Origin of the sequence: Streptomyces sp. NPDC001315, assembly GCF_042896175.1 — a bacterium.
Lineage (GTDB): Bacteria > Actinomycetota > Actinomycetes > Streptomycetales > Streptomycetaceae > Streptomyces.
The window spans coordinates 114,608-135,719 of record NZ_JBIAWZ010000003.1; the positions used below are offsets into that span (position 1 = coordinate 114,608).

The following is a 21,112-nucleotide window of genomic DNA, read 5'->3' on the forward strand; positions in this document are numbered from 1 at the left end:
TCCGAATAGCCGAGGAAGACAAGAGATCGAATTTGCGTAAGGCCGATCTCTTGTTACCGTTCCATCAGCCCGGTTGCTGGTGCATCCCCCGTCGCCAGCAACCGGGTCTTTCCATGCGCGGCCCCGCTCACCGAACGCTGCCGCGCGTCAACTCCCCGTATGCAAGCCGGAGTTGCTCTCCAGGTCGCTTGCCGGACCGCTCGCCGCACCGCTCTCGGTGTCGCTCCCCGAACGCAGCAGCAGCGGGCCGCGCCCGGACCGGCCCGCGAACTCCGCGACCGCCGTGTAGGCGTCCAGCGCCCCCTGGGTGCGCTCGCGGGGCGTCTCGCAGGTCCCCGGCTCGTCCTCGGCACCCACCGCGCAGTTGATCTGCACCGTGCGCCCGCCGGGCGCCATGACGCTCAGTGCGGCGTCCAGGTCGTCGCCGGTCGCGTTGCGGTAGTAGGTGCGCGCCCAGGTGTCCTCGCCCTGCGTCAGGACACAGGTCTGCGCCTCGATGCCGTCCGGGGAGGTGAGTTCGGGGCCGCAGCGGACGGCGGTGGCCAGGCCCAGGCCGAGCAGCAGCGGGGAGCGGGCAGGACCGGCGGACGGCGCCTTCTCGTCACCGCCGACGGAGCTCGAGGGCCCTGAGGACCTTGAAGACCCTGAGGAGCCGGCGGAGTAAGAGGAGTCGGCCGCGGAACCGTCACCGTGCGCTGACGAACGTACGACCGACCGCCCCTCGTCCGCACGCCCCACCGGCCCCGCGGACGCCACCGCCAGCGGCAGCGCCACCGCGCCTGCCACAACGCCCGCGAGGGCGAGGAGACGAACGTTCATAAAAGGGAAGATAACGACCCGAGGCGGGCGCCCCGTCCGGCGCGCGCCCGACACCCCTACAACTCGGGCGCGCTCACACCCGTACGAGTGAGAGCCTCGACCACCGCGCCCACCACGGCCTCGACGTCGGGCACCCAGGGCGAGGCGGAACCGGGCAGCGGCGCGCGCTCCCAGCGGATGGCGCCCTGGCCGGTTTCGGACGGCGGCAGGGCGAGATAGCCGCCCTCGCCGTGGAAGCGAAGGGACCCGGGGACGAACTCCTGGGCGTACAGCAGCTCGCCCAGCTGCTCCATGGAGTACGGCTTGACGAGCAGCGCCCAGCGGGTGGGCGAGGCGACGACCGGGCCGAGGCGCATGCCCTTGCGATCGAGCGCGGCGAGAGCGTGCGCGGCCGCGAGGGCGGGGAGGCTCACCGCGCAGGGGGCGTTGCCGCCGGTGGCGAGGACGATCGGCGCCGTGGGGCGGTTGGTCCACCACCAGCGCACCATGCGCGCGTCGGTGGTGGCCGCGAGGAGGCCGGGATCGAAGGGATGCGCACCGGGCACCGTGCACTCCGGGTCGGGGCAGCCACAGCGGGCACGCCCCTGCGGATCCGCCGCCACGCCCGGGAGTACGGGCCACTGCCATTCCGTCGCGAAAGTCAGGGCCGTGCTGATCAACTCAGGCCCCCCGTCGCCGCGCGGGGACAGGAGCCTGCGTCGCCTTCCGAGGATCTCGCGCATGAGCGCTCGTTCCTTTCCGTTGCACGCCTGGCAACACCGTGGGCCACATCACACCATGTGTCGATCACTTCACTGTGCGTACCTGTTGGCGCATCACACCCTTGCCGAAGACAAGGGGAACCCCTATGGGCCGAACGTTGGCTGCGTCCGCGGCCGTTCCGTCCACACTGCGTCTATCAAATGCATGGGCGTGGCGTGGGGGTGGCGAAGTCTGGCGTTTCGCCGTCGCGCGTTTTTCTCTCCGCCTCCGCCACGGGAGGATGGGGCTCGGTCGTCGGTGGCTAAGACGCCCGGGTCGGTCACCAGGTTCCGGGTGGTTCCCAACCGCCCCTGGCCCTTACCGAGTACGTACCCATCACGACCGCTGTGACGCTCCGTGGAGCAAGCCCAGTCGACCGCAATCACCCGTTACCCGAGGCAGTTTTAAGCCAACTTTGCCTTTCCGCAAGGGGTGCGGGAGGGATTCATCAGAAGTCTCCCAGAACCCCATGGACACCAGGAATCCCAGCAGGACAATGCTGGACATCCCCTCACGAGTGCGTGTACATGTGGAGACACTGCTAGCGGCGCAGAATGACATGGGGGTTTGCGATGCTTTTCAGCAATACGCACCGGTCGGAAAGCCGGATGACATGAATGCCCCTCACCCTCCGAAAGTGGCTGGAATCGATTCAACGGTTCCCTCACCCGCACACACTGTCGCGCCCGCGCCCGCCGTCCCGGGCGCCTCTCCGGTCTCCTCTCCCGTCCCCTCCCCCACTCCGCCGGGCGCCCTGCTCCAGGACCGGCTCGCCGGCTGGGTCTCGGACCTCACCACCCTGCACGAACTCACCGAGCGCCTGGTCCGCACGGACTCGCTCTCCGACGCGCTCCAGGAACTGCTGCGCGCCGGCACCGCCCTGGTGGGCGCCCGGCGCGGACTCGTCGTGCTGGAACCCTCCGACGGACTCGGCCCCGACACCACCATCGGCCTGGGCCTCGCCCGCGCCGACCTCGGGCACATGGAGACCGTGCCGCGCAGCGCCATGTCCTACGGCACGCTCCTCGACACCGACGCCGGACTGCCCGGCGGCAAGAGCGAGATCGTCCAGCCCGACCTGTTCGCCGAGGACGGACTGGACCCCCGTCACCGCGAGGTGGCCGCCCGCCTCGGCTACGCCGCCAGTTACGCGCTCCCCCTGTCCACCGAGGCCGCGGGCCGCCTCGGCGCCGCCGTGTGGCTCTACGACGAGCCCGCCGAGCCGGTGGAGCGCCAGCGCCATCTCGTCGGCCTGTACACCCGCTACGCCACCGAACACCTCGCCCGGCTCGTCGAGGTGGAGCGCGCGCGCGCGTGCCTGGCGACGATGTCCGAGGAGCTGCTGCCCTCTCGGCTGCCCCGGGTCTCCGGAGTCCAGCTCGCCGTCCGGCATCGCACCGGCCCGCGCGGCGGCGGCGACTGGTACGACGCGCTGCCGCTGCCCGACGCGGCGCTGGGCCTGGCCGTCGGGTCGGTCACCGGGTCCGGGCCGAGCGTGGTCGCCGCGATGGGCCGGCTGCGCGCGTCCCTGCGGGCGTACGCCGTGATGGAGGGCGAGGACCCCGTCGCCGTCCTGTCCGACCTGGAGCTGCTGCTCAGGCTCACCGAGCCCGCCCGCTCCGCCACCGCTCTGTTCGCCTACTGCGAACCCGCGCTGCGCAAGATCACCCTGGCCGGCGCCGGGCACTGCCCGCCGCTGCTGCTCGGCGAGCGGCGTACGGAGTTCGTGGAGACCTCCGTCTCGGCGCCGCTCGGAATGCTCGCCTGCTGGGAGGCGCCCGGCGTAGAGGTCCAGCCGCAGCCGGGAGAGACGGTTCTGCTCTACACCGACGGGCTGCTGCACCGTACCGGCGACTCCGTGGACCGGGCCTTCGCCCGGCTGCATGCGGCGGCCGCGGGCATCCCCAGAGGGCTGCGGCACGACCCGGACACCGTCGCCGAGCACGTGCTGCGCACCGTGCTGCCGGACGGGCTGGACGTGGTGGACAGCGCGGAGGACGTGGTGCTGTTGGCGGCTCGCTTCGAGTGATCGGCCAGGCGATCTCCCGGTGATCCACGGATGATCCACGGGTGATCCGTCGGCGATCCCCCGGTAACAGGTCCTTGGGCCCTGGGCTCCCCTACGCACGACCGTACGATGGAGACGGTCCAGTGCCGTATCAAGGAGGATGACCGTGGCGGACGAGCTCACCCCGGAGACCCCGGAGACTGAGTCGGAAGAGCCGATCAAGCAGCGCAAGAACGGCCTGTACCCGGGCGTGTCCGACGAGCTCGCCGAGAGCATGAAGTCCGGCTGGGCCGACACGGAGCTGCGCGGCCTGGAGCCGATCCCGCAGGCCGCCGAGACCGCCGCCCGCCGTGCCGCGCTGTCCGCGCGTTTCCCCGGCGAACGCCTGGTCGTGCCCGCGGGCAATCTGAAGACCCGCTCGAACGACACCGAGTACGCCTTCCGGGCGTCGGTCGAGTACGCGTACCTCACCGGCAACCTGACCGAGGACGGCGTCCTGGTCCTGGAGCCCACCGCGGAGGGCCACCAGGAGACGATCTACCTCCTGCCGCGCTCGAACCGCGAGGACGGCGAGTTCTGGCTCTCCGGGCAGGGCGAGCTGTGGGTCGGCCGCCGCCACTCCCTCACCGAGTCCGAGGCGCTGTACGGCATCCCCGCGTCCGACGTACGCGAGCTGCCGGACGCGCTGCGCGAGGCCACCGGCCCGGTCCGCGTCGTGCGCGGCTACGACGCCGCCATCGAGGCGGCCCTGACCGACAAGGTCACCGCCGAGCGCGACGAGGAGCTGCGCGTCTTCCTCTCCGAGGCCCGCCTGGTCAAGGACGAGTTCGAGGTCGGCGAGCTGCAGAAGGCCGTCGACTCGACCGTGCGCGGCTTCGAGGACGTCGTGAAGGTCCTCGACAAGGCCGAGGCGACCAGCGAGCGCTACATCGAGGGCACTTTCTTCCTCCGCGCGCGCGTGGAGGGCAACGACGTCGGCTACGGCACCATCGCCGCCGCCGGACCGCACGCCTGCACGCTGCACTGGGTACGCAACGACGGCCCGGTCCGCTCCGGAGACCTGCTCCTGCTGGACGCCGGCGTGGAGACGCACACGCTGTACACCGCCGACGTCACGCGCACGCTGCCGGTCAACGGCCGCTTCAGCGAGATCCAGAAGAAGATCTACGACGCCGTGTACGAGGCCCAGGAGGCCGGTATCGCGGCCGTGCAGCCGGGCGGCAAGTACCGCGACTTCCACGACGCCGCGCAGCGCGTGCTGACCGAGAAGCTCGTCGAGTGGGGCCTGGTCGAGGGCCCGGTCGAGCGGGTTCTGGAGCTCGGTCTGCAGCGCCGGTGGACGCTGCACGGCACCGGTCACATGCTCGGCATGGACGTCCACGACTGCGCTGCCGCCCGGGTCGAGTCGTACGTGGACGGCACGCTGGAGCCCGGCATGGTCCTCACCGTCGAGCCGGGTCTGTACTTCCAGAGCGACGACCTGACGGTTCCCGAGGAGTACCGCGGCATCGGCGTGCGCATCGAGGACGACATCCTGGTCACCGAGGACGGAAACCGGAACCTGTCGGCGGGGCTGCCGCGTCGCTCCGACGAGGTCGAGTCCTGGATGGCGTCGCTGAAGGGCTGATACGACGGCGATGGCCGGGTACCGGTGAGGTGCCCGGCCATTCGCGTGCGCGGGGACATTCACGTGCGCGGGGGTGTTCGCGTGCGCGGCGGTGTTCATACGCGGGGGATTTCGCGCGCGGGGGGATTTCGCGTGCCTGAGGGGGAGGGTTCTCGTGAACGACTTCTGGTCCGGTGTCGGCGTCGATCTGCATCTGGAGCCCGACGGAGCGGAAGGGCGGCGTGCGGGCCTCGAACGGGCGCTGCGGGACGCCGTGCGGGACGGACGGCTGGCACCCGGGACGCTGCTCCCGGCGACCCGGCGGCTCGCGGCCGAACTGGGGATCTCGCGCAACACCGCGAAGGCGGCCTACGACCAGCTCGTCGCCGAGGGCTATCTGACGGCGCGACAGGGGTCGGGCACCCAGGTCGCCTCGCTGCCCTCGGCCGACGCCACGGCTCCGGACGTGGCGGCACGCACGCGTGCGCCCCGTCTCGATCTGCGGCCCGGCAGCCCGGACGTCGGGGCGTTTCCGGCGGCGGCCTGGCTTCGGGCGCTGCGCCGCGCCATCGCGACGGCGCCCTCACTGGCGTACGACTACGGCGACCCGCGCGGCCGGATCGAACTGCGCACGGCGCTGTCGGGGTATCTGGGGCGGGCGCGCGGGGTGCTCGCGCCGCCGGAACGGATCGTGATCACCTCCGGGTACGTGCAGGGCCTCGCGCTCCTCACGCGCGTGTTGGACGGCGCCCAGGTCGCCATGGAAGATCCCGGGCTGCCGTTCCACCGAGAGGTGGTGCGGCGCAACGGCGGGAGTGTGGTGCCGGTACGGGTGGACGAACGGGGTGTACGCCCACAGGACCTGGGGGGCGGCGACGTGTCGGCCGTCGTCGTCACCGCCGCACACCAGTACCCGACCGGCGTGACCCTGCACCCGGAACGACGGCGGGCGCTCACCGACTGGGCACGCGCGCGTGGAGGGCTGATCGTCGAGGACGACTACGACGGGGAGTTCCGCTACGACCGCCAGCCCGTCGGCGCGCTCCAGGGCATGGCGCCGGGACAGGTCGTCTACCTCGGCACCGCGTCCAAGACCCTCGGACCCGGGCTCCGGCTCGGCTGGATGGTGCTGCCACCGCCCCTGGTCGACGCGGTCGCCGACGCCAAGCTGCACAGCGACCACCACACCGAGTCCATCGGCCAGTTGGCGCTCGCCGAACTGATCGACAGCCACGCCTACGACCGTCACGTACGCGCCTGCCGCCTCAGATACCGGCGCCGCAGGGATCAGCTCCTGGCCCGGCTGGGGGCGCGCCGGGGCGTGCGCGGCGTCGCGGCCGGGCTGCACGCCCTGGTGGAAGTCGCCGACGAGACGGAGATCCTCGCCCGCGCCGAGGCGGAGGGCCTCGCCGTCGGCCACCTGGGCGAGCACTGGCACACCGCTGGCGACGAGCCACGGCCACAGGGCCTGGTCGTCGGGTACGGGACGCCCCGGGAACGGGTTTATCCCGAGGCGTTGGAGGTGCTGGGGAAGGTGCTGGAGGGGGGATGAATCCCTTGGCGGGGTGAATTCCCTTGGCGGGGCGGGCTGTTCTGGGGAGCTTGGGGGGGCTTCCTTGGGGGCGGGCTGTTCCGGGGACCTCCTTCGGGGCGGGCTGCCTCAGACGCGGCCGGCCTTGGGCACAGCCACCCCGGGCAGGGCCTCCCAGGCGCGTCCCACCCCGGCACCCTCCGGCGTCAGGCGCGGGAACCGACCGGTAGCGCGTCCAGGAACAGGGCGCCCGTGAGCAGGCCGGCGCTACCGCGTGGGCTCCATGCGCGGGTGTGGAGGTCGGTGTCGAGGGCGGACAGGGCGTCGCGACCCGTCTGCGTCGCGGTACCACCGGCCTCCAGGATCGCGCGGGCGCCCGCCTGGACGTGGCGCAGACCCATCGGGCCCGCGGTGTGGAGCAGTTCGGTGTCCTGGAGGGTGGACATCACCGTCAGCAGGGCGTCGAGACGGGCCTGTTCCTCGGTGGCGCCGGCCGAGCGTGCGGCGGCGAGCGTGTCCAACGCCCGTCGCACGTGCGGGAATCCGGCCTTCGCCTCGCCCCGGGCCCCGGCCGCACCGTACTTCGCCGACACCGACGATCCTCGCGACGGCCGCCGCGGGCCACCGCGGTCGGTGTGCGCGGCGATCCGTTTGGCGGTCGCGGCCACCTCGCGCGCCCCCGCGCGGGGGTCGAGGGCGGCCGCCGCGACCAGCAGGCCGAGCGCCCACAGGGCACCCCGGTGTCCACCGCCGGCGAGGCCCACCGAATGCTCGGTGCAGCGCCCTATCGCGCCCAGCTCCGCACGGAGCTGGGGCGTGGGCTCGCCGACGCGGCGGGCGGCGGCGGCCATCGCCGCGAGACCGGGCGCGAGCGCCTTGGCCGACCAGCGCAGGGAACAGTGGTCCCGGCGGGTGGTCCGAGCGGCGAGATCGCGCGGATCGGGCAGCCCGGGCTTGGGAGCCAGCGCCAGCTGTCCGGTCAGTGCGTCCACCGCGGCCTGCGCCAGCGTCTCGTCCTCGCGGCTCCTCATGGCCGCACCTTACGAAGAAGCGGACGACGCAGGGGACGCGCTGCCGCTCGGGGCGTCACTCGGCGGGGTGCCCGTCGGGGCGTCGCTGGGCGCGCCGCTCGGGGGCGTACCACCACCGCCGCCGCTGCCCGCGCCGGTGCTCTCGGCGTCGGGGTCGATACCGAGGGTGATGAACCCCTTGTAGCCCTTCGACGGGTCCTTCTTGTGCACGGGCTCGAGAGTCAGCAGACCGCTTGACGCTCCGCCGCCGTCGTAGACCATGTCGTTGTCGAGCGTGGTGTAGCTGCCGCTGTGCTTCGAGTACGGCTCGAGCGCGAAGATCGCCTCGGCGGCGGCGTCGTCGAAGAACAGCTGACCGGTGTAGTTGATCTTGCCGCCCTCGTACGTGCCGTCCTCCTTCGCGCCACCGGTGTGCACCCTCACGTGGATGTGGCAGGTGCGCGGGGTGTACCAGCCCGGGAAGATCGTCTCGAACTTGACGACACCGTTGCCATTGGCGATCTGGTAACCACGCAGGTAGGTGTTGTCGTTGGCGGTCGAACCGTCCTCGCTCTCCGCGGGCGCGGAGCCACCGGGGTTGGCGGTGGTGTAGCCCGAGTAGTAACCCCAGGCGTCGCAGTGCCAGATCTCCACGGCCGCACCGGCGACGGGGTTGCAGGACTCGGTGGTGTCCTGGACCGTGATGCGCAGGGTCAGCGGAACCCCGCTCTTGCCCTCGGTGATGTCCTTACGCACCAAGGCACCATCGAGGTAGTACGGGCCTTCCGTGACGCTCGACATCAGCACGCACGCACCGCTGTTGGTCGAGGTCGCCGAGGCCGTGGCGCTCGCGTCCGCCTCGGTCGTCGTGTCGGCGAACGCCGACTGGTACCCGGCGACGGCCAGACCGCCCGCCGCCACAGTGCCTCCGGTCACCGCGATGGCACGACGCCGGGTGATGGATTTGTTCTTGTGGTTTCCCGTCATGGTCGCGAACGTAGGAACGCAGGCCGTCAGGGACATGAGGTGACGGTAAGAACAAGCTGTGAATGCTGAGGAAGCTGAAACCCCGGTCAGGGTTCTCGGAATGCTCAGGACGCCGTCACCAGCGGAGCGTTCTTGCGCCACTTGAGGATCTTGTCGAAGCTCACCACCGCGCCGCCCCGGCCCGGCCTGTTGCCGATGTGCACATGGTCGGCGAGCGCCTGGATGAGATACAGCCCCCGCCCGTGTTCCGCCTCGGCGCAAGCCCCGTCGGCGTGAACCGCGTCGGCGTGAACCGGCTCGGCGTAAGCCCCGTCGGCGTGCACGGCGCGGGCACCGCGGTCGCCGGCGAAGCCCGGACCCGAGTCGGCGACCTCGATGCGGCACTTCTCGCCGTCGAGGTAGGCGGTGACGCGGTACGCCTCCGAGCAGCCGCCGTGCGCGGTGCCCCCGCCGTGCTCGACGGCGTTGGCACAGGCCTCGCTCAGGGCGACGGAGAGGTCGTACGAGATGTCGGGATCGACGCCCGCCGTCTCCATCGTGCCGAGCAGCAGGCGCCGGGCGAGCGGAACGCTCGCGGCTTCGCGCCGCAGATGGAGTGACCACCAGATGCTCATGCTCCAGCCTCCTGGCTGCGGCTCGACATACCGTTACGTATTGCCCCGAGGGCCCTTGCGTAAGCGCGGATTTGATGTGATGCCGCCCATTTAGGGGATGCGCTCGAGGGGTTAATCGGTGTATGCGGTACTCATCTACATCAGTCGCCACAGAAGGTGATCTTCCGGTTTCCGTGGAATCTTGGTCATCTTGCGGACCTGCCGTATGGAGCCGATAAGTCCAGTGCAATGATGAGGCCGCCATGTCTGCCCCCCACCCGCGCACGGCGCGCTCCGGAAGTGATCTCCGGCTGTTGCGGGCCGCGGTGTTCGCCGCGGTCTGTGTCGTGCTGGCCGCGGCCGGTCACGCCCTCGCCTCCTGCGCCACGGTTCCGCTGTGGACGCTGGGCGCGGGATTCCTGGGGGTCCTGGCGGTCGTAGCGCCGCTCGCCGGACGGGAACGCTCGCTGCCGGGGATCGCGGCGCTGCTCGCCGTCGGTCAGACCGTGCTGCACGCGTTGTTCGGGCTGGGGCAGCACACGGCCATGGCATCGACATCCACGTCCGGTGCGATGTCCATGGGATCGATGGGCTCGATGGGCTCGATGGGCTCGATGTCCGACACCGCGCTCATCGAGCGGGCCGCCCGCATCCTGTGCGGAAGCACCGCATCGGCGCTCAGCCCCGTCCAGGCCCAGCGGATTCTCGCCGACGCGCGGATCTACCCGGGAACAGGAACGGGCACCGGCGCGGGGACCGCCGCCATGCACGACCCGGCGGACGCCCTGTCGAGCACCGTCGGCTCCACGATGTCCCTGCTGCCCTCCCTGCCGATGCTGCTCGGCCACGTCCTCGCGGCCCTCGCCGCCGGCTGGCTGCTGCGCCGCGGCGACACCGCCGTGCTGCGGATCGTCGAACTCTCGGCCGAGGGAGTCGCGGACGGGGCGCTCGTACGGTCCCTGCGCGGCGCCCTCGCGCTCGTGCGCGCTCTGCGCGTCGGGCTGCCGGCCGCACCGGAGGCGGGCCCGCGCCCGGCGCGCACCGCGTCGCACAACGCGCCGAAACCACGTACCGCCGCACTCCAGCACACGGTGATCAGGCGCGGCCCGCCGGCCGCCTGCGCACTCGTCCTCGCTGCCTGACACGACGCGACCAGCCGAGCCACTCCGCGGGAGTTCCGCGAGGAGGGGGCGGCCGCCGTCGTGCGGCACACGCGCGTGCACGTGACTCCGTCCGAAGGATCACCAACGTCCGAAGGACCACCAACCCGCACGCGCATCCCTCTTCATCACCGGAATCCGGTGCCGGAATCCAGTGCCGGAATCCGCTGCCAGGGTCCACACAGGACTCCGCACCGGAGCCACACTCGAAGTGGAGTGCACCCTTCATGAAGGCTTCCCGTATCGCCGCCGCCGCCGCTGTCGCCGGCTCGGCCGTTCTCGCCCTGTCCGCCCCGGCCTTCGCGCACGTCAGCGTGCAGGCGGAGGGCACGGCCGCCAAGGGCGGCTACGCCGTCGTCGACTTCAAGGTCCCCAACGAGCGCGACAACGCCTCGACCACCAAGCTCGAGGTCACCTTCCCGACCGACCACCCGCTGGCCTCGGCGATGCCCGAGCCGATCAACGGCTGGGACGTCAAGGTCACCAAGTCCAAGCTCGACAAGCCGCTCGAACTGCACGGCGAGAAGATCACCGAGGCCGTGTCCAAGATCACCTGGACGGCCACCGGCGACGGCATCAAGGCCGGCTTCTTCCAGAAGTTCCCGATCTCCATCGGCGCACTGCCCGAGGACGCCGACGAACTCGTCTTCAAGGCGATCCAGACGTACTCCAACAAGGAGGTCGTGCGCTGGATCGAGGTGCAGGAGGACGGCGCCGAGGAGCCCGAGAACCCGGCTCCGGTGCTGGAGCTGTCCGCCGCCTCGGAGGACGGGCACTCCCACGGCTCCTCCACCGCCGAGGACGCCTCCGCCGGCACCGACGACGCCAAGGCCGCCGCGAGCAGCAGCACGGAAGCCGCCGCCTCGGCCGACAGTTCCGACACCACCGCCCGCGTCCTGGCCGTGGCCGGTATCGCCGTCGGCGTGGCGGGCGTGGCGTACGGCGTGACCGCCGGCCGCCGGCGCGGCGCCGACAGCAACGCCTGAACCTGATCGTTCGCGGTGCGCATCGGGGGTGTCCGGCCCCCCGGCCCGGCCCCCCGGTGCGCACCGGAGTTCACACATCTGGGACATTTCTCTATGCGCAAGAAGACGTTCGCCGCGGCCGCGCTGCTCGCCGCCGCCACGATGACCCTCTCCGCCTGCGGTGGCGGTGACGACAGCAACAGCCCCGTCGCCGTCGTCTCCGAGGACACCTCGCAGCAGGCCGCCACCGTCCTCGACCAGCCCTTCGAAAAGCCGGACCTCGTCCTCACGGACACCCAGGGCAAGAAGTACGACCTCCGCAAGGAGACCGCGGGGAAGCCGACGCTGGTCTACTTCGGCTACACCAACTGCCCCGACATCTGTCCGCTGACGATGAACAACCTCGCCGTCGCCAAGAAGCAGCTGTCCAAGGCCGACCAGGACAAGCTGCGGATCGTGTTCGTCACCACCGACCCGGACCGGGACACCCCGTCCGCGCTCGGCAAGTGGCTCAAGGGGATCGACCCCCAGGTCGTCGGCCTGTCCGGCGACTTCGACACCATCCAGGCCGGCGCCCGCACCCTCGGCATCTCCATCGAGCCGCCGCACAAGGACAAGAACGGCAAGACCGTCTCCACGCACGGCACCCAGGTCATCGCCTTCTCGCCGAAGACCGACGGTGGTTACCTGCTCTACGGCGAGGACGCCACCGTCGACGACTACACCAAGGACCTCCCCAAGATCATCAAGGGGGAGAACCCGTGAGGCTGCTGGGTACGGCGGCCGTGGTGACGGCCGGGGCACTGGCCCTGGCCGGCTGCGGCGGCTCCGGTTCCGACCCCGACTCCGGTTCCGGCGCCTCGGGGGCCGAGCTGTCCGTCAACTCCGCCTACATGCCGCAGCCTGTGTCCGACTCGATGGCTGCGGGCTTCCTGACGATCGCCAACAAGGGCGGCACGAAGGACGAGCTGACCTCCGTCACCAGCGACATCGCGGGCAGCGTCACCGTCCACGAGACCGTCGGGTCGTCGATGGAGGAGGTGACGTCCCTCAACGTCCCCGCGCACGGTCAACTCGTGTTCAAGAGCGGCGGAAACCACCTGATGTTCGAGAAGCTGAAGCGCAAGCCGATGCAGGGCGAGAAGGTGACCGCCGAACTGCACTTCGCCGAGTCCGGCCCCGTCACGGTTGAGATACCGGTGAAGTCGGCCACGTACAACCCGAAGACCGGGCACTGAGGGAGGGACCACCTTGACGCAGACCATCGCCCCGCGCGTCCGCACCCTGGTGCTGCTGTTCCTGGCCGTCATCGGCGCGCTGCTCGTCGGCGCCGGTCCGGCTTCCGCGCACGCCGCGCTGACCGGCAGCGACCCCGCGCAGGGGGTGGTGGTCGACAAGGCCCCGACGCAGGTCTCGCTCACCTTCTCCGAGCAGGTGGCGATGTCGGACGACGCGCTGCGCGTGCTCGACCCCAAGGGCAACCGCGTCGACAGCGGCAAGCCCGCCAACGTGAGCGGCACGACGTACTCCGTGCAGCTGCACAGCGGACTGCCCGACGGCACCTACACCGTCACCTACCAGGTCGTGTCGGCGGACAGCCATCCCGTCTCCGGCGCGTACACCTTCTCCATCGGCTCGCCCTCACAGACCACCGTCTCCGCGTCCCAGCCGACGGCAGGCGGCGGAGTGGTCGGCTGGCTGTACGGCTTCGGGCGGTACATGTCGTACGCCGGCTTCATCCTCCTGGTCGGCGGAGCAGCCTTCGTCCTCGCCTGCTGGCAGCGCGGCTCCGGAGTGCGGGCCGTGCAGAGGCTCGTCGTCTCCGGCTGGGTCGCGCTCACCGCGGCCACCTTCGCGCTGCTGCTCCTGCGTGGCTCCTACACCGGCTCAGGGAAGGTCGGCGACATCTTCGACCTGGACCTGCTCGGCGAGGTCCTCCAGACCAAGACGGGTGCGGCACTGGTCTCCCGGCTGCTGCTGCTCGCCGCGGCCGCACTGTTCATCGCCGTGCTCTTCGGGGCGTACGACAAGCGGGACCACGAGGAGAAGCAGGACCTGACGTTCGGGCTCGCGGTCGGCGGGACGGTCGTGGCGGCCGGGCTCGCGGCGAGCTGGGCCATGGCCGAGCACGCCTCGACCGGGCTCCAGCCAGGCATCGCGATGCCGGTCGACGTCGTCCACCTACTGGCCGTGGCCACCTGGCTCGGCGGGCTCGTCGCCCTCCTCGTCTCGCTGTACCGGGCACCCACCGACACTCCCGTCGACGCCTCGGCCGTACGCCGCTTCTCGACCGTCGCCTTCGGCAGCGTCGTCGCGCTGGTGGCGACCGGGGTCTACCAGTCGTGGCGCCAGCTGGGCTCCTGGTCGGCATTCACCGACACCACTTACGGCCGGCTGCTCCTCGTCAAGATCGGTCTCGTGGCGCTGCTCGTCGGCATCGCCTGGATCTCACGGCGGTGGACGGCGCGGCTGTCGGACCCGATGGCGGCCGAGGAGCCGGTGAAGCCGCACGAGGGCGAGAGCGAGGACGAGAGCGAGAGCGAGGAGGAGAGGGAGCCCGCGGGGGTACGGAAGGGTTCGGCGTCCGCAGCTGGGGAATCCGCATCCGGCGCGAAGACGTCCCCGGCCGAGCAGGCTGCGTCCGGCACGAAGGCGTCGGCAGCGGGTGACACCGAACGCGCCGCCCAACTCGCCCGCCAGCGCGCCGCCGTCGACGCCGCCCGGCAGAAGCGGCTGCGCGACGCCGACCCCGACCGCCACGGACTGCGCCGCTCGGTGCTCGCCGAGGCGAGCGTGGCCGTCGTTCTGCTGGCCGTCACCACCGTGCTGACGCAGACCGAGCCCGGCCGCACCGAGCAGGAGGCCAGGGCCGCCACCTCGTCGTCCTCTTCGTCCTCGTCCTCGGACACGTCCGCGTCGGGCGCCCTGACGCTCGACATGCCGTTCGACACCGGCGGCAAGGACGGCAAGGGCGTCGTGAGTATCGACCTCGACCCCGCGCGGGTCGGCGCCAACGAGATGCACGTCTACGTGGAGCGGCCCAACGGCCGCGGCTTCGACGTCCCCGAGGTGAAAGTCGCCTTCACCCTCACCGCCAAGAGCATCGGGCCGCTGCCCGTCGTCCCCGACCACATCACGACCGGGCACTGGGCGGCGAGCGGAGTGCAGATCCCCATGGCCGGCGACTGGAAGATCGCCGTGACCGTGCGGACCTCCGACATCGACCAGGTGACCGTTTCCAAGAACGCGCAGATCGGCTGAACCACACCATGGCTGACCAGTCCATTCCGGACGCCCGTACGCCCGAGGCCGCCGTCGAGGGGGGCACCTCCGACAAGGTGCCCTCTCAGGACGGCCTCACGCGGCGGAAGCTGCTCGGCACCGCCGGTGTCACGGGTCTCGTCCTCGGCGCGGCGGGCGGAGCCGTGGGCTATGCCGCCGCGCCCGCCCCAGCGACCCCTCTCACCTCGCTGGGCGCCGACCGGGCGATGTTTCACGGGAAACATCAGGCCGGCATCACCGAGGGCCTCCAGGCCCGTGGCCATCTCGTCGCCTTCGACCTGGCGGCCGGCGCGGGCCGCAAGGAGGCGGCCGCGCTGCTGCGCCGCTGGTCCGCCACGGCCCAGCGGCTGATGGCGGGCGAGGTTGCCGCGCACGACGACACTGACGTGGCCCGGGACGCCGGCCCGTCCTCCCTGACGATCACCTTCGGCTTCGGATACAGCTTCTTCGCGAAGACCGGACTGGAGAAACAGCGCCCGGTCGCCCTCGACCCGCTGCCCGACTTCTCCTCCGACCACCTCGACAAGGCCCGCAGCAACGGCGACCTGTGGGTGCAGGTCGGCGCAGACGACGCCCTCGTCGCCTTCCACGCCCTGCGCGCCGTCCAGAAGGAGACGGGCAGCGCGGCGCGCATCCGCTGGCAGATGAACGGCTTCAACCGCTCGCCCGGCGCGACCGCCCACCCCATGACCGCCCGCAACCTCATGGGCCAGATGGACGGCACCCGCAATCCCAAGCCGTCCGAGTCCGACTTCGACCAGCGGATCTTCGTGCCCGCGTCCGGCGCGAAGGACCCGGCGTGGATGGCCAACGGCTCCTACGCCGTCGTACGCCGTATCCGCATGCTCCTCGACGACTGGGAACAGCTCTCCGTCAAGGCCCAGGAGCAGGTCATCGGGCGTCGCAAGTCCGACGGCGCCGCGCTGTCCGGGGGCACCGAGACGACCGCCATGGACCTGGAGAAGCGGGACTCCAACGGAGACCTGGTGGTTCCCCTCGACGCGCACGCCCGTATCACCCGGCCCGACCGGAACGGCGGCGCGGCGATGCTCCGGCGGCCCTTCTCGTATCACGACGGCTTCGACACGGACGGGGTGCCGGACGCGGGGCTGCTCTTCATCTGCTGGCAGGCCGACCCGCTGCGCGGCTTCGTGCCCGTGCAGCGCAAGCTCGACCGGGGCGACGCGCTGTCGAAGTACATCCGCCACGAGGCCAGCGGACTGTTCGCCGTGCCGGGCGGGGCGGCCGAGGGGGAGTACGTGGGGCAGCGGCTGCTGGAGGGTTGAGGGTCACCTGGGTCGAGCCCCTGGCGGCCCTTGGTCGCCCTTGGTCACCCTTGATCGCCCCAGGTCGTCCTTGATCGCCCCGGGAGCGACTCGGAGCGGCTCGGGTGAGATACCCACGCCGGGCTCGGCAAGGCCCATTAGTGTGAGGTCATGCCAGCCAGTTATGCGTATCTCGGTCCCGAGGGCACCTTCACCGAAGTCGCCCTGCGCATGCTTCCGGAGGCGGCGACCCGGGAGCTGATCCCGTACGTGTCGGTGCAGTCCGCGCTCGACGCGGTGCGCACCGGCGAGGCCGAGGCCGCGTTCGTGCCGATCGAGAACTCCGTCGAGGGCGGGATCACCACCACCCTCGACGAGCTGGTCGCGGGCGCGCCGCTGATGATCTACCGCGAGGTGCTGCTGTCCATCACCTTCGCGCTGCTGGTCAGGCCGGGTACGAAGCTGTCCGACATCAAGACGGTCACCGCCCATCCGGCCGCCCAGCCCCAGGTGCGCAACTGGCTGGAGGCGAACCTCCCGAACGTGGTCTGGGAGTCGGCCGCCTCGAACGCGGACGGCGCCCGCCTGGTCCAGGAGGGCCGCTACGACGCCGCCTTCGCGGGCGAGTTCGCGGCCGCCCGTTACGGTCTCGAGCCGCTGGAGACCGGAATCCACGACGCCGAGAACGCGCAGACCCGGTTCGTGCTGGTCGGCCGGCCCGCCCGGCCCGCGGCACCGACCGGCGCGGACAAGACGTCCGTCGTGCTCTGGCAGCGCGACGACCACCCCGGCGGCCTGCGCGACCTGCTGGGCGAGTTCGCCACCCGCGGCATAAACCTCATGCTGCTCCAGTCCCGCCCGACCGGCGCCGGCATCGGCAACTACTGCTTCTGCATCGACGCCGAGGGCCATATCTCCGACCGGCGGGTGGCGGAGGCTCTGATGGGGCTGAAGCGGATCTGTCTGGAGGTGCGGTTCCTCGGTTCGTACCCGCGTGCGGACGTGGGCGCCGAGGACGTGCGCGCTCTGCGGCCCGGGACGTCGGACGAGGAGTTCGTGTCGGCGGCGGACTGGGTGGCGCGGTGCCAGGACGGCCGGTTCTGACCGGTCTTACCTGCCGCCTTTCGTTATCCACAGGAGTTTTCCACAGGCCTGCTTCTCGACCTGGGGACAAGTCGACAACGAAGTGCCACCTAGTCGACAAATCGCCCTGGAGGCCCCAATCCTGTCCACAGCCCCCCCACGTCACCCTTCGTCCACCCGTTTCCTTCGATCAATCCTTTGAGGCGACCCATTTCCACTCGAAAGTGGGCGCGAAGTTGGTTTGGGACGCGAATTCCTCGCCCGGCATGCCCGATTCGGAATGATCAATTCCGACGTCCACAGATCTTTCGCACAGCCTGTGGATAACTTTCCGGAGCCGTCGCCTCCTGTGGACAACCTCGCCCCCAAGTCCCGTTCTCCACAAGGAGATCGAGTCAACCCACCGGCGCCGGCCTGCCCTGTTCCAGGGAGTGAGACGCCTTTTATTGACACTCCTGAGCACACAGGGCCATCGGTCCATAACGGAACGTACGTCGTCATTCGGAATAGTGAGTCGTGGGCCGTCCCCCCGCACCGGTAGCCTTGACCGCGTGATTGACCTTCGCCTGCTCCGTGAGGACCCCGACCGTGTGCGCGCCTCCCAGCGCGCCCGTGGAGAGGACGTCGCGCTCGTCGACGCTCTCCTGTCTGCCGACGAGCGGCGCAGGTCGTCCGGCGTCCGCTTCGACGAGCTCCGTTCCGAGCAGAAGGCGCTCGGCAAGCTGATCCCCAAGGCCTCGGGTGACGAGAAGGCCGACCTGCTCAAGAAGGCGAGCCAGCTCGCCGCCGACGTCAAGACGGCCGACGCCGAGCAGCACGAAGCGGACGAAGAGACCAAGCGCCTCCTGCTCCAGCTCGGCAACCTCATCCACCCCGACGTACCGGTCGGCGGCGAGGAGGACTTCGTCGTCCTGGAGACGCACGGCACCATCCGCGACTTCGGCGCCGAGGGCTTCGAACCCAAGGACCACCTGGAGCTCGGCGAAGCGCTCGGCGCCATCGACGTCGAGCGCGGCGCGAAGGTGTCCGGCTCGCGCTTCTACTACCTGACGGGTGTCGGCGCGCTCCTGGAGCTCGCTCTCGTCAACGCGGCGATCGCCCAGGCCACCGAGGCCGGCTTCACGCCGATGCTGACCCCGGCACTGGTCCGCCCGCGCGCCATGGAGGGCACCGGCTTCCTCGGCCAGGCCGCGGAGAACGTGTACCACCTGGAGAAGGACGACTACTACCTGGTCGGCACCTCCGAGGTCCCGCTCGCGGCGTACCACATGGACGAGATCCTCGACGCCGACAAGCTCCCGATGCGGTACGCGGGCTTCTCGCCGTGCTTCCGCCGCGAGGCCGGAACGTACGGCAAGGACACCCGCGGCATCTTCCGAGTGCACCAGTTCGACAAGGTCGAGATGTTCTCGTACGTCGCTCCCGAGGACGCCGAGAACGAGCACAAGCGGCTCCTGGAGTGGGAGAAGCAGTGGCTGACCGGCCTCGAACTGCCCTTCCAGGTCATCGACGTGGCGTCCGGCGACCTCGGCGCCTCGGCGTCCCGCAAGTTCGACTGCGAGGCGTGGATTCCGACCCAGGGCAAGTACCGCGAGCTGACCTCCGCGTCCAACTGCGACGGCTTCCAGGCCCGCCGGCTGTCCGTGCGGATGCGCGACGGCAAGAAGGTCCAGCCGCTCGCGACGCTCAACGGCACGCTGTGCGCCGTACCGCGCACGATCGTGGCGATCCTGGAGAACCACCAGCTGGCCGACGGCTCGGTGCGCGTGCCCGAGGTGCTGCGCCCGTACCTGGGTGGCCGTGAGGTCCTGGAGCCGGTCGCCAAGTGAGCACGGGTTTCCCCTACCGGCTCGTTGCCACCGACCTCGACGGAACGCTCCTGCGCTCCGACGAGTCGGTCTCGCGGCGCACCCGTGAGGCGCTCGCCGCGGCCACCGCGGCGGGCGCCGCGCACATCGTCGTGACGGGACGCGCCGTCCCCTGGACGCGGCACATCCTCGACGACCTCGGCTACCGGGGCCTCGCGGTCTGCGGCCAGGGCGCGCAGGTGTACGACGCCGGCGAGCACCGTCTGCTGACGTCGGTGACCCTGGACCGGCAGCTGGCGGGGGTGGCCCTGGCCAAGATCGAGGCCGAGGTGGGCCCCCTGTTCCTGGCAGCGAGCCGCGCCGGCCTGGACGGCGAGGTGCTGGTGGGCCCCGGCTACGCGGTCACGGGCGCGTTTCCCGCCACTCCGTTCACGGACGCGTCCGACCTCTGGACCGCTCCGCTGAACAAGATCTACATACAGCATCCGACGCTCACGGACGACGAGCTCGCCGAGGCGTCCCGCCAGGCCGCAGGCGGTTTCGTCACGGTCGCGATGGCGGGCGCGGGCATCGTGGAGCTGCTCCCGCTGGGTCTGTCGAAGGCGACCGGCCTGTCGCTGGCCGCGCGCCGTCTGGGCCTGAAGGCCACGGACACGATCGCCTTCGGCGACATGCCCAACGACATCCCGATGTTCGCCTGGGCCTCGCGGGGCGTGGCGATGGCCAACGCCCACGAGGAACTGAAGGCGGTCGCCGACGAGGTGACGTCCTCGAACGAGGACGACGGGATCGCGGTGGTACTGGAACGGTTGCTCACCCTGTAGCGACCGCGTCTGGCGGAGGATGCACGGATCGAACGTGCGCGGGGGTGACCCCGACCACGACTTGCTTCTGATGGAACACAGCGCAAGCCGGTGCCTTACCACTCGGCCAATCCTCCGGGTGGGCGGCCCACGCGAGAGCGAGTCGCGTGCTCGAAGCGGCCGCCCCGGACAGCTCCCCATACGAGGCGGGCTCGACGGAGCGTAGCTACTCCGGAGTCCGCCGCGGGCTGCCCTGTCGGGAGCTGGACGTACTGTCGTGCATGGACATCGCCCGGCTCCTCTCCCAGAATGTGGCGCCGGCTCGTACCCGGCGGCGTGAACACACCCACTGTGCCTGGCCGCCGAGTCGGGCGCCACTGAATATCGGCTGCCGCAGGGCTGTTACCGGCGCCGCCACCTGCGCCGACGGGCCTTGCTGAAGAACCATCCGGCGGGCGGCTCGTCGGAGCGCCAGGGCTGTGGCTCGGGCCCCTCCGCACGCCAGCGGGCGGCGAGCATACGGGCCCGTGCGGACGGCTCGGCCGTCTGGGCGGCCCGTATGAACTCCTCGTCCAGGGCGAGGTCGTCCCACACGTCCTCGCCCGGTCCGCCCTGCCCGCGGCTGTCGCTCCGCGGCGTCTCCTCTGCCATCCCCGGCCCTCCTAGCCGTGCATCCGCTTTGCCCAGTGTGCCCGGACAGAGGTGAAGCCCCTGTCAAGACCGGGACTCCTACTCCTCCCCGGCCAGTGTCAGCGAGCGCAGTTTCTGCCCCGCGTACCAGGTGGCCAGCACTGTGACCGCGACCAGCAGCACCGTCGCCGTCGTCAGCCCGACGTCGGAGGTGACGAGTTGCCCGCCGGCGACCTTGTGGGCGACGGCCAGCGACCACTGCTGGACGCTGAGCGTGCGCGCACCCGGCACCAGGGAGCCGAACAGCGCCTCCCAGACGAGGGCGTAGACCAGCCCGAAGACCACCGCGTGCCGGGACACCGTGCCCAACAGCAGGAAGAGCGCCGCGTACGCGATGGAGGCGACCAGCGCGGCGACCGTGTAGGCGACGGCGATCTGCTGCCCGTTGCCGTTCAGGATCAGCCCGGCGATCAGGGTCGGCAGCGCCGAGAACACCATCGTCACCGCGATCGCCACGATCAGCTTGGTGAAGATGATGGTCGGCCGCTTGAGCGGCTTGGACAGCAGGTACACCACCGAGCCGTCGTCGATCTCCGGCCCGATCGCTCCGGTGCCGGCGATGACGCCGATGATCGGCACCATCGTGGCGAGCGCCAGCCCGCCGAGCACGTCCGACGCCGTCTGGTCGTCGGCTCCGGTGAGGCCCCGGACGGCCACGGAGATCACGATCAGCAGCAGCGGCAGCGCGCCCAGGACAAGGGCACGTCGGCGGCCGAGCAGGGCCCGGTAGGTGAGCCGGGCGACTGTGGGGTCGTACATCT

General features: G+C 70.9%; 19 protein-coding genes and 1 tRNA gene. 12 read left to right on the forward strand and 8 right to left on the reverse strand.

Annotated features, from left to right (window positions below; translation table 11 throughout):
- Nucleotides 1-147 precede the first annotated feature (147 nt).
- Nucleotides 148-819, reverse strand: coding sequence for a hypothetical protein (locus ACFY16_RS10990; protein ID WP_390646793.1), 672 nt, complete (start codon nucleotides 817-819; stop codon nucleotides 148-150).
- A 56-nt stretch (nucleotides 820-875) separates the two neighbouring features.
- Nucleotides 876-1,541, reverse strand: coding sequence for a bifunctional DNA primase/polymerase (locus tag ACFY16_RS10995; protein ID WP_390646794.1), 666 nt, complete (start codon nucleotides 1,539-1,541; stop codon nucleotides 876-878).
- Between the two features lie 515 nt (nucleotides 1,542-2,056).
- On the opposite strand from ACFY16_RS10995, the gene ACFY16_RS11000 reads away from it, so the two are divergent.
- The 3 genes from ACFY16_RS11000 (at nucleotide 2,057) to ACFY16_RS11010 (ending at nucleotide 6,726) form a co-directional block, all read left to right on the forward strand.
- Nucleotides 2,057-3,589 (forward strand): PP2C family protein-serine/threonine phosphatase, encoded by a 1,533-nt coding sequence (locus ACFY16_RS11000; protein ID WP_390647236.1) that lies wholly within the window; start codon nucleotides 2,057-2,059, stop codon nucleotides 3,587-3,589.
- A gap of 139 nt (nucleotides 3,590-3,728) precedes the next feature.
- On the forward strand, nucleotides 3,729-5,195 hold the full coding sequence (locus ACFY16_RS11005; protein ID WP_390646795.1) for an aminopeptidase P family protein: 1,467 nt from the start codon (nucleotides 3,729-3,731) through the stop codon (nucleotides 5,193-5,195).
- A gap of 154 nt (nucleotides 5,196-5,349) precedes the next feature.
- Nucleotides 5,350-6,726, forward strand: coding sequence for a PLP-dependent aminotransferase family protein (locus ACFY16_RS11010; protein WP_390646796.1), 1,377 nt, complete (start codon nucleotides 5,350-5,352; stop codon nucleotides 6,724-6,726).
- A 185-nt stretch (nucleotides 6,727-6,911) separates the two neighbouring features.
- On the opposite strand, the gene ACFY16_RS11015 is transcribed toward ACFY16_RS11010, so the two are convergent.
- The 3 genes from ACFY16_RS11015 to ACFY16_RS11025 form a co-directional block, all read right to left on the reverse strand.
- Nucleotides 6,912-7,736, reverse strand: coding sequence for a triphosphoribosyl-dephospho-CoA synthase (locus tag ACFY16_RS11015; protein WP_390646797.1), 825 nt, complete (start codon nucleotides 7,734-7,736; stop codon nucleotides 6,912-6,914).
- Between the two features lie 9 nt (nucleotides 7,737-7,745).
- Nucleotides 7,746-8,702, reverse strand: coding sequence for an intradiol ring-cleavage dioxygenase (locus ACFY16_RS11020; protein ID WP_390646798.1), 957 nt, complete (start codon nucleotides 8,700-8,702; stop codon nucleotides 7,746-7,748).
- Nucleotides 8,703-8,806: 104 nt separating this feature from the next.
- Complete coding sequence (locus ACFY16_RS11025) at nucleotides 8,807-9,316, reverse strand: ATP-binding protein (RefSeq protein WP_390646799.1); 510 nt, start codon at nucleotides 9,314-9,316, stop codon at nucleotides 8,807-8,809.
- A gap of 242 nt (nucleotides 9,317-9,558) precedes the next feature.
- Here ACFY16_RS11025 and ACFY16_RS11030 point away from each other — a divergent pair, with 242 nt between their 5' ends.
- The 9 genes from ACFY16_RS11030 to ACFY16_RS11070 all read left to right on the forward strand — a co-directional run bounded on the left by ACFY16_RS11030 (nucleotide 9,559) and on the right by ACFY16_RS11070 (nucleotide 19,682).
- Nucleotides 9,559-10,437 carry a hypothetical protein gene (locus ACFY16_RS11030; RefSeq protein ID WP_390646800.1) on the forward strand — a complete coding sequence of 293 codons (879 nt, stop codon included), beginning with the start codon at nucleotides 9,559-9,561 and terminating at the stop codon, nucleotides 10,435-10,437.
- Nucleotides 10,438-10,682: 245 nt separating this feature from the next.
- Complete coding sequence (locus ACFY16_RS11035) at nucleotides 10,683-11,441, forward strand: YcnI family protein (RefSeq protein ID WP_390646801.1); 759 nt, start codon at nucleotides 10,683-10,685, stop codon at nucleotides 11,439-11,441.
- A 93-nt stretch (nucleotides 11,442-11,534) separates the two neighbouring features.
- Nucleotides 11,535-12,185: an SCO family protein gene (locus ACFY16_RS11040; protein WP_390646802.1), complete on the forward strand. Its 651-nt coding sequence runs from the start codon at nucleotides 11,535-11,537 to the stop codon at nucleotides 12,183-12,185.
- Nucleotides 12,182-12,658: a copper chaperone PCu(A)C gene (locus ACFY16_RS11045; protein WP_390646803.1), complete on the forward strand. Its 477-nt coding sequence runs from the start codon at nucleotides 12,182-12,184 to the stop codon at nucleotides 12,656-12,658. Before ACFY16_RS11040 ends, ACFY16_RS11045 begins: the two co-directional genes overlap by 4 nt.
- 13 nt (nucleotides 12,659-12,671) lie before the next feature.
- A complete protein-coding gene (locus ACFY16_RS11050; RefSeq protein WP_390646804.1) occupies nucleotides 12,672-14,681 on the forward strand; it encodes a copper resistance CopC/CopD family protein in 2,010 nt (669 codons plus the stop codon).
- Between the two features lie 8 nt (nucleotides 14,682-14,689).
- Nucleotides 14,690-15,988 carry an iron uptake transporter deferrochelatase/peroxidase subunit gene (gene efeB / locus ACFY16_RS11055; protein WP_390646805.1) on the forward strand — a complete coding sequence of 433 codons (1,299 nt, stop codon included), beginning with the start codon at nucleotides 14,690-14,692 and terminating at the stop codon, nucleotides 15,986-15,988.
- Nucleotides 15,989-16,138: 150 nt separating this feature from the next.
- The gene (gene pheA, locus ACFY16_RS11060; protein ID WP_390646806.1) at nucleotides 16,139-17,071 is read left to right on the forward strand and encodes a prephenate dehydratase; all 933 of its coding nucleotides are present in this window, start codon (nucleotides 16,139-16,141) and stop codon (nucleotides 17,069-17,071) included.
- A gap of 530 nt (nucleotides 17,072-17,601) precedes the next feature.
- Complete coding sequence (gene serS / locus ACFY16_RS11065; RefSeq protein WP_390646807.1) at nucleotides 17,602-18,879, forward strand: serine--tRNA ligase; 1,278 nt, start codon at nucleotides 17,602-17,604, stop codon at nucleotides 18,877-18,879.
- Nucleotides 18,876-19,682, forward strand: coding sequence for an HAD family hydrolase (locus ACFY16_RS11070; RefSeq protein WP_390646808.1), 807 nt, complete (start codon nucleotides 18,876-18,878; stop codon nucleotides 19,680-19,682). Before serS ends, ACFY16_RS11070 begins: the two co-directional genes overlap by 4 nt.
- A gap of 10 nt (nucleotides 19,683-19,692) precedes the next feature.
- On the opposite strand, the gene ACFY16_RS11075 is transcribed toward ACFY16_RS11070, so the two are convergent.
- The 3 genes from ACFY16_RS11075 to ACFY16_RS11085 form a co-directional block, all read right to left on the reverse strand.
- Nucleotides 19,693-19,798 (reverse strand) — tRNA-OTHER (locus tag ACFY16_RS11075).
- A gap of 265 nt (nucleotides 19,799-20,063) precedes the next feature.
- The gene (locus ACFY16_RS11080; RefSeq protein ID WP_390646809.1) at nucleotides 20,064-20,312 is read right to left on the reverse strand and encodes a hypothetical protein; all 249 of its coding nucleotides are present in this window, start codon (nucleotides 20,310-20,312) and stop codon (nucleotides 20,064-20,066) included.
- A gap of 78 nt (nucleotides 20,313-20,390) precedes the next feature.
- A complete protein-coding gene (locus tag ACFY16_RS11085) occupies nucleotides 20,391-21,110 on the reverse strand; it encodes an ABC transporter permease subunit (RefSeq protein ID WP_390646810.1) in 720 nt (239 codons plus the stop codon).
- Nucleotides 21,111-21,112: the final 2 nt, after the last annotated feature.

Bases quoted from the DNA above. Each gene is read 5' to 3' on its own strand.
- ACFY16_RS10990 (WP_390646793.1), bottom strand. From the start codon at position 819: ATGAACGTTCGTCTCCTCGCCCTCGCGGGCGTTGTGGCAGGCGCGGTG.
- ACFY16_RS10995 (WP_390646794.1), bottom strand. From the start codon at position 1,541: ATGCGCGAGATCCTCGGAAGGCGACGCAGGCTCCTGTCCCCGCGCGGC.
- ACFY16_RS11000 (WP_390647236.1), top strand. From the start codon at position 2,057: ATGCTGGACATCCCCTCACGAGTGCGTGTACATGTGGAGACACTGCTA.
- ACFY16_RS11005 (WP_390646795.1), top strand. From the start codon at position 3,729: ATGACCGTGGCGGACGAGCTCACCCCGGAGACCCCGGAGACTGAGTCG.
- ACFY16_RS11015 (WP_390646797.1), bottom strand. From the start codon at position 7,736: ATGAGGAGCCGCGAGGACGAGACGCTGGCGCAGGCCGCGGTGGACGCA.
- ACFY16_RS11020 (WP_390646798.1), bottom strand. From the start codon at position 8,702: ATGACGGGAAACCACAAGAACAAATCCATCACCCGGCGTCGTGCCATC.
- ACFY16_RS11025 (WP_390646799.1), bottom strand. From the start codon at position 9,316: ATGAGCATCTGGTGGTCACTCCATCTGCGGCGCGAAGCCGCGAGCGTT.
- ACFY16_RS11030 (WP_390646800.1), top strand. From the start codon at position 9,559: ATGTCTGCCCCCCACCCGCGCACGGCGCGCTCCGGAAGTGATCTCCGG.
- ACFY16_RS11035 (WP_390646801.1), top strand. From the start codon at position 10,683: ATGAAGGCTTCCCGTATCGCCGCCGCCGCCGCTGTCGCCGGCTCGGCC.
- ACFY16_RS11040 (WP_390646802.1), top strand. From the start codon at position 11,535: ATGCGCAAGAAGACGTTCGCCGCGGCCGCGCTGCTCGCCGCCGCCACG.
- efeB (WP_390646805.1), top strand. From the start codon at position 14,690: ATGGCTGACCAGTCCATTCCGGACGCCCGTACGCCCGAGGCCGCCGTC.
- pheA (WP_390646806.1), top strand. From the start codon at position 16,139: ATGCCAGCCAGTTATGCGTATCTCGGTCCCGAGGGCACCTTCACCGAA.
- ACFY16_RS11080 (WP_390646809.1), bottom strand. From the start codon at position 20,312: ATGGCAGAGGAGACGCCGCGGAGCGACAGCCGCGGGCAGGGCGGACCG.
- ACFY16_RS11085 (WP_390646810.1), bottom strand. From the start codon at position 21,110: ATGTACGACCCCACAGTCGCCCGGCTCACCTACCGGGCCCTGCTCGGC.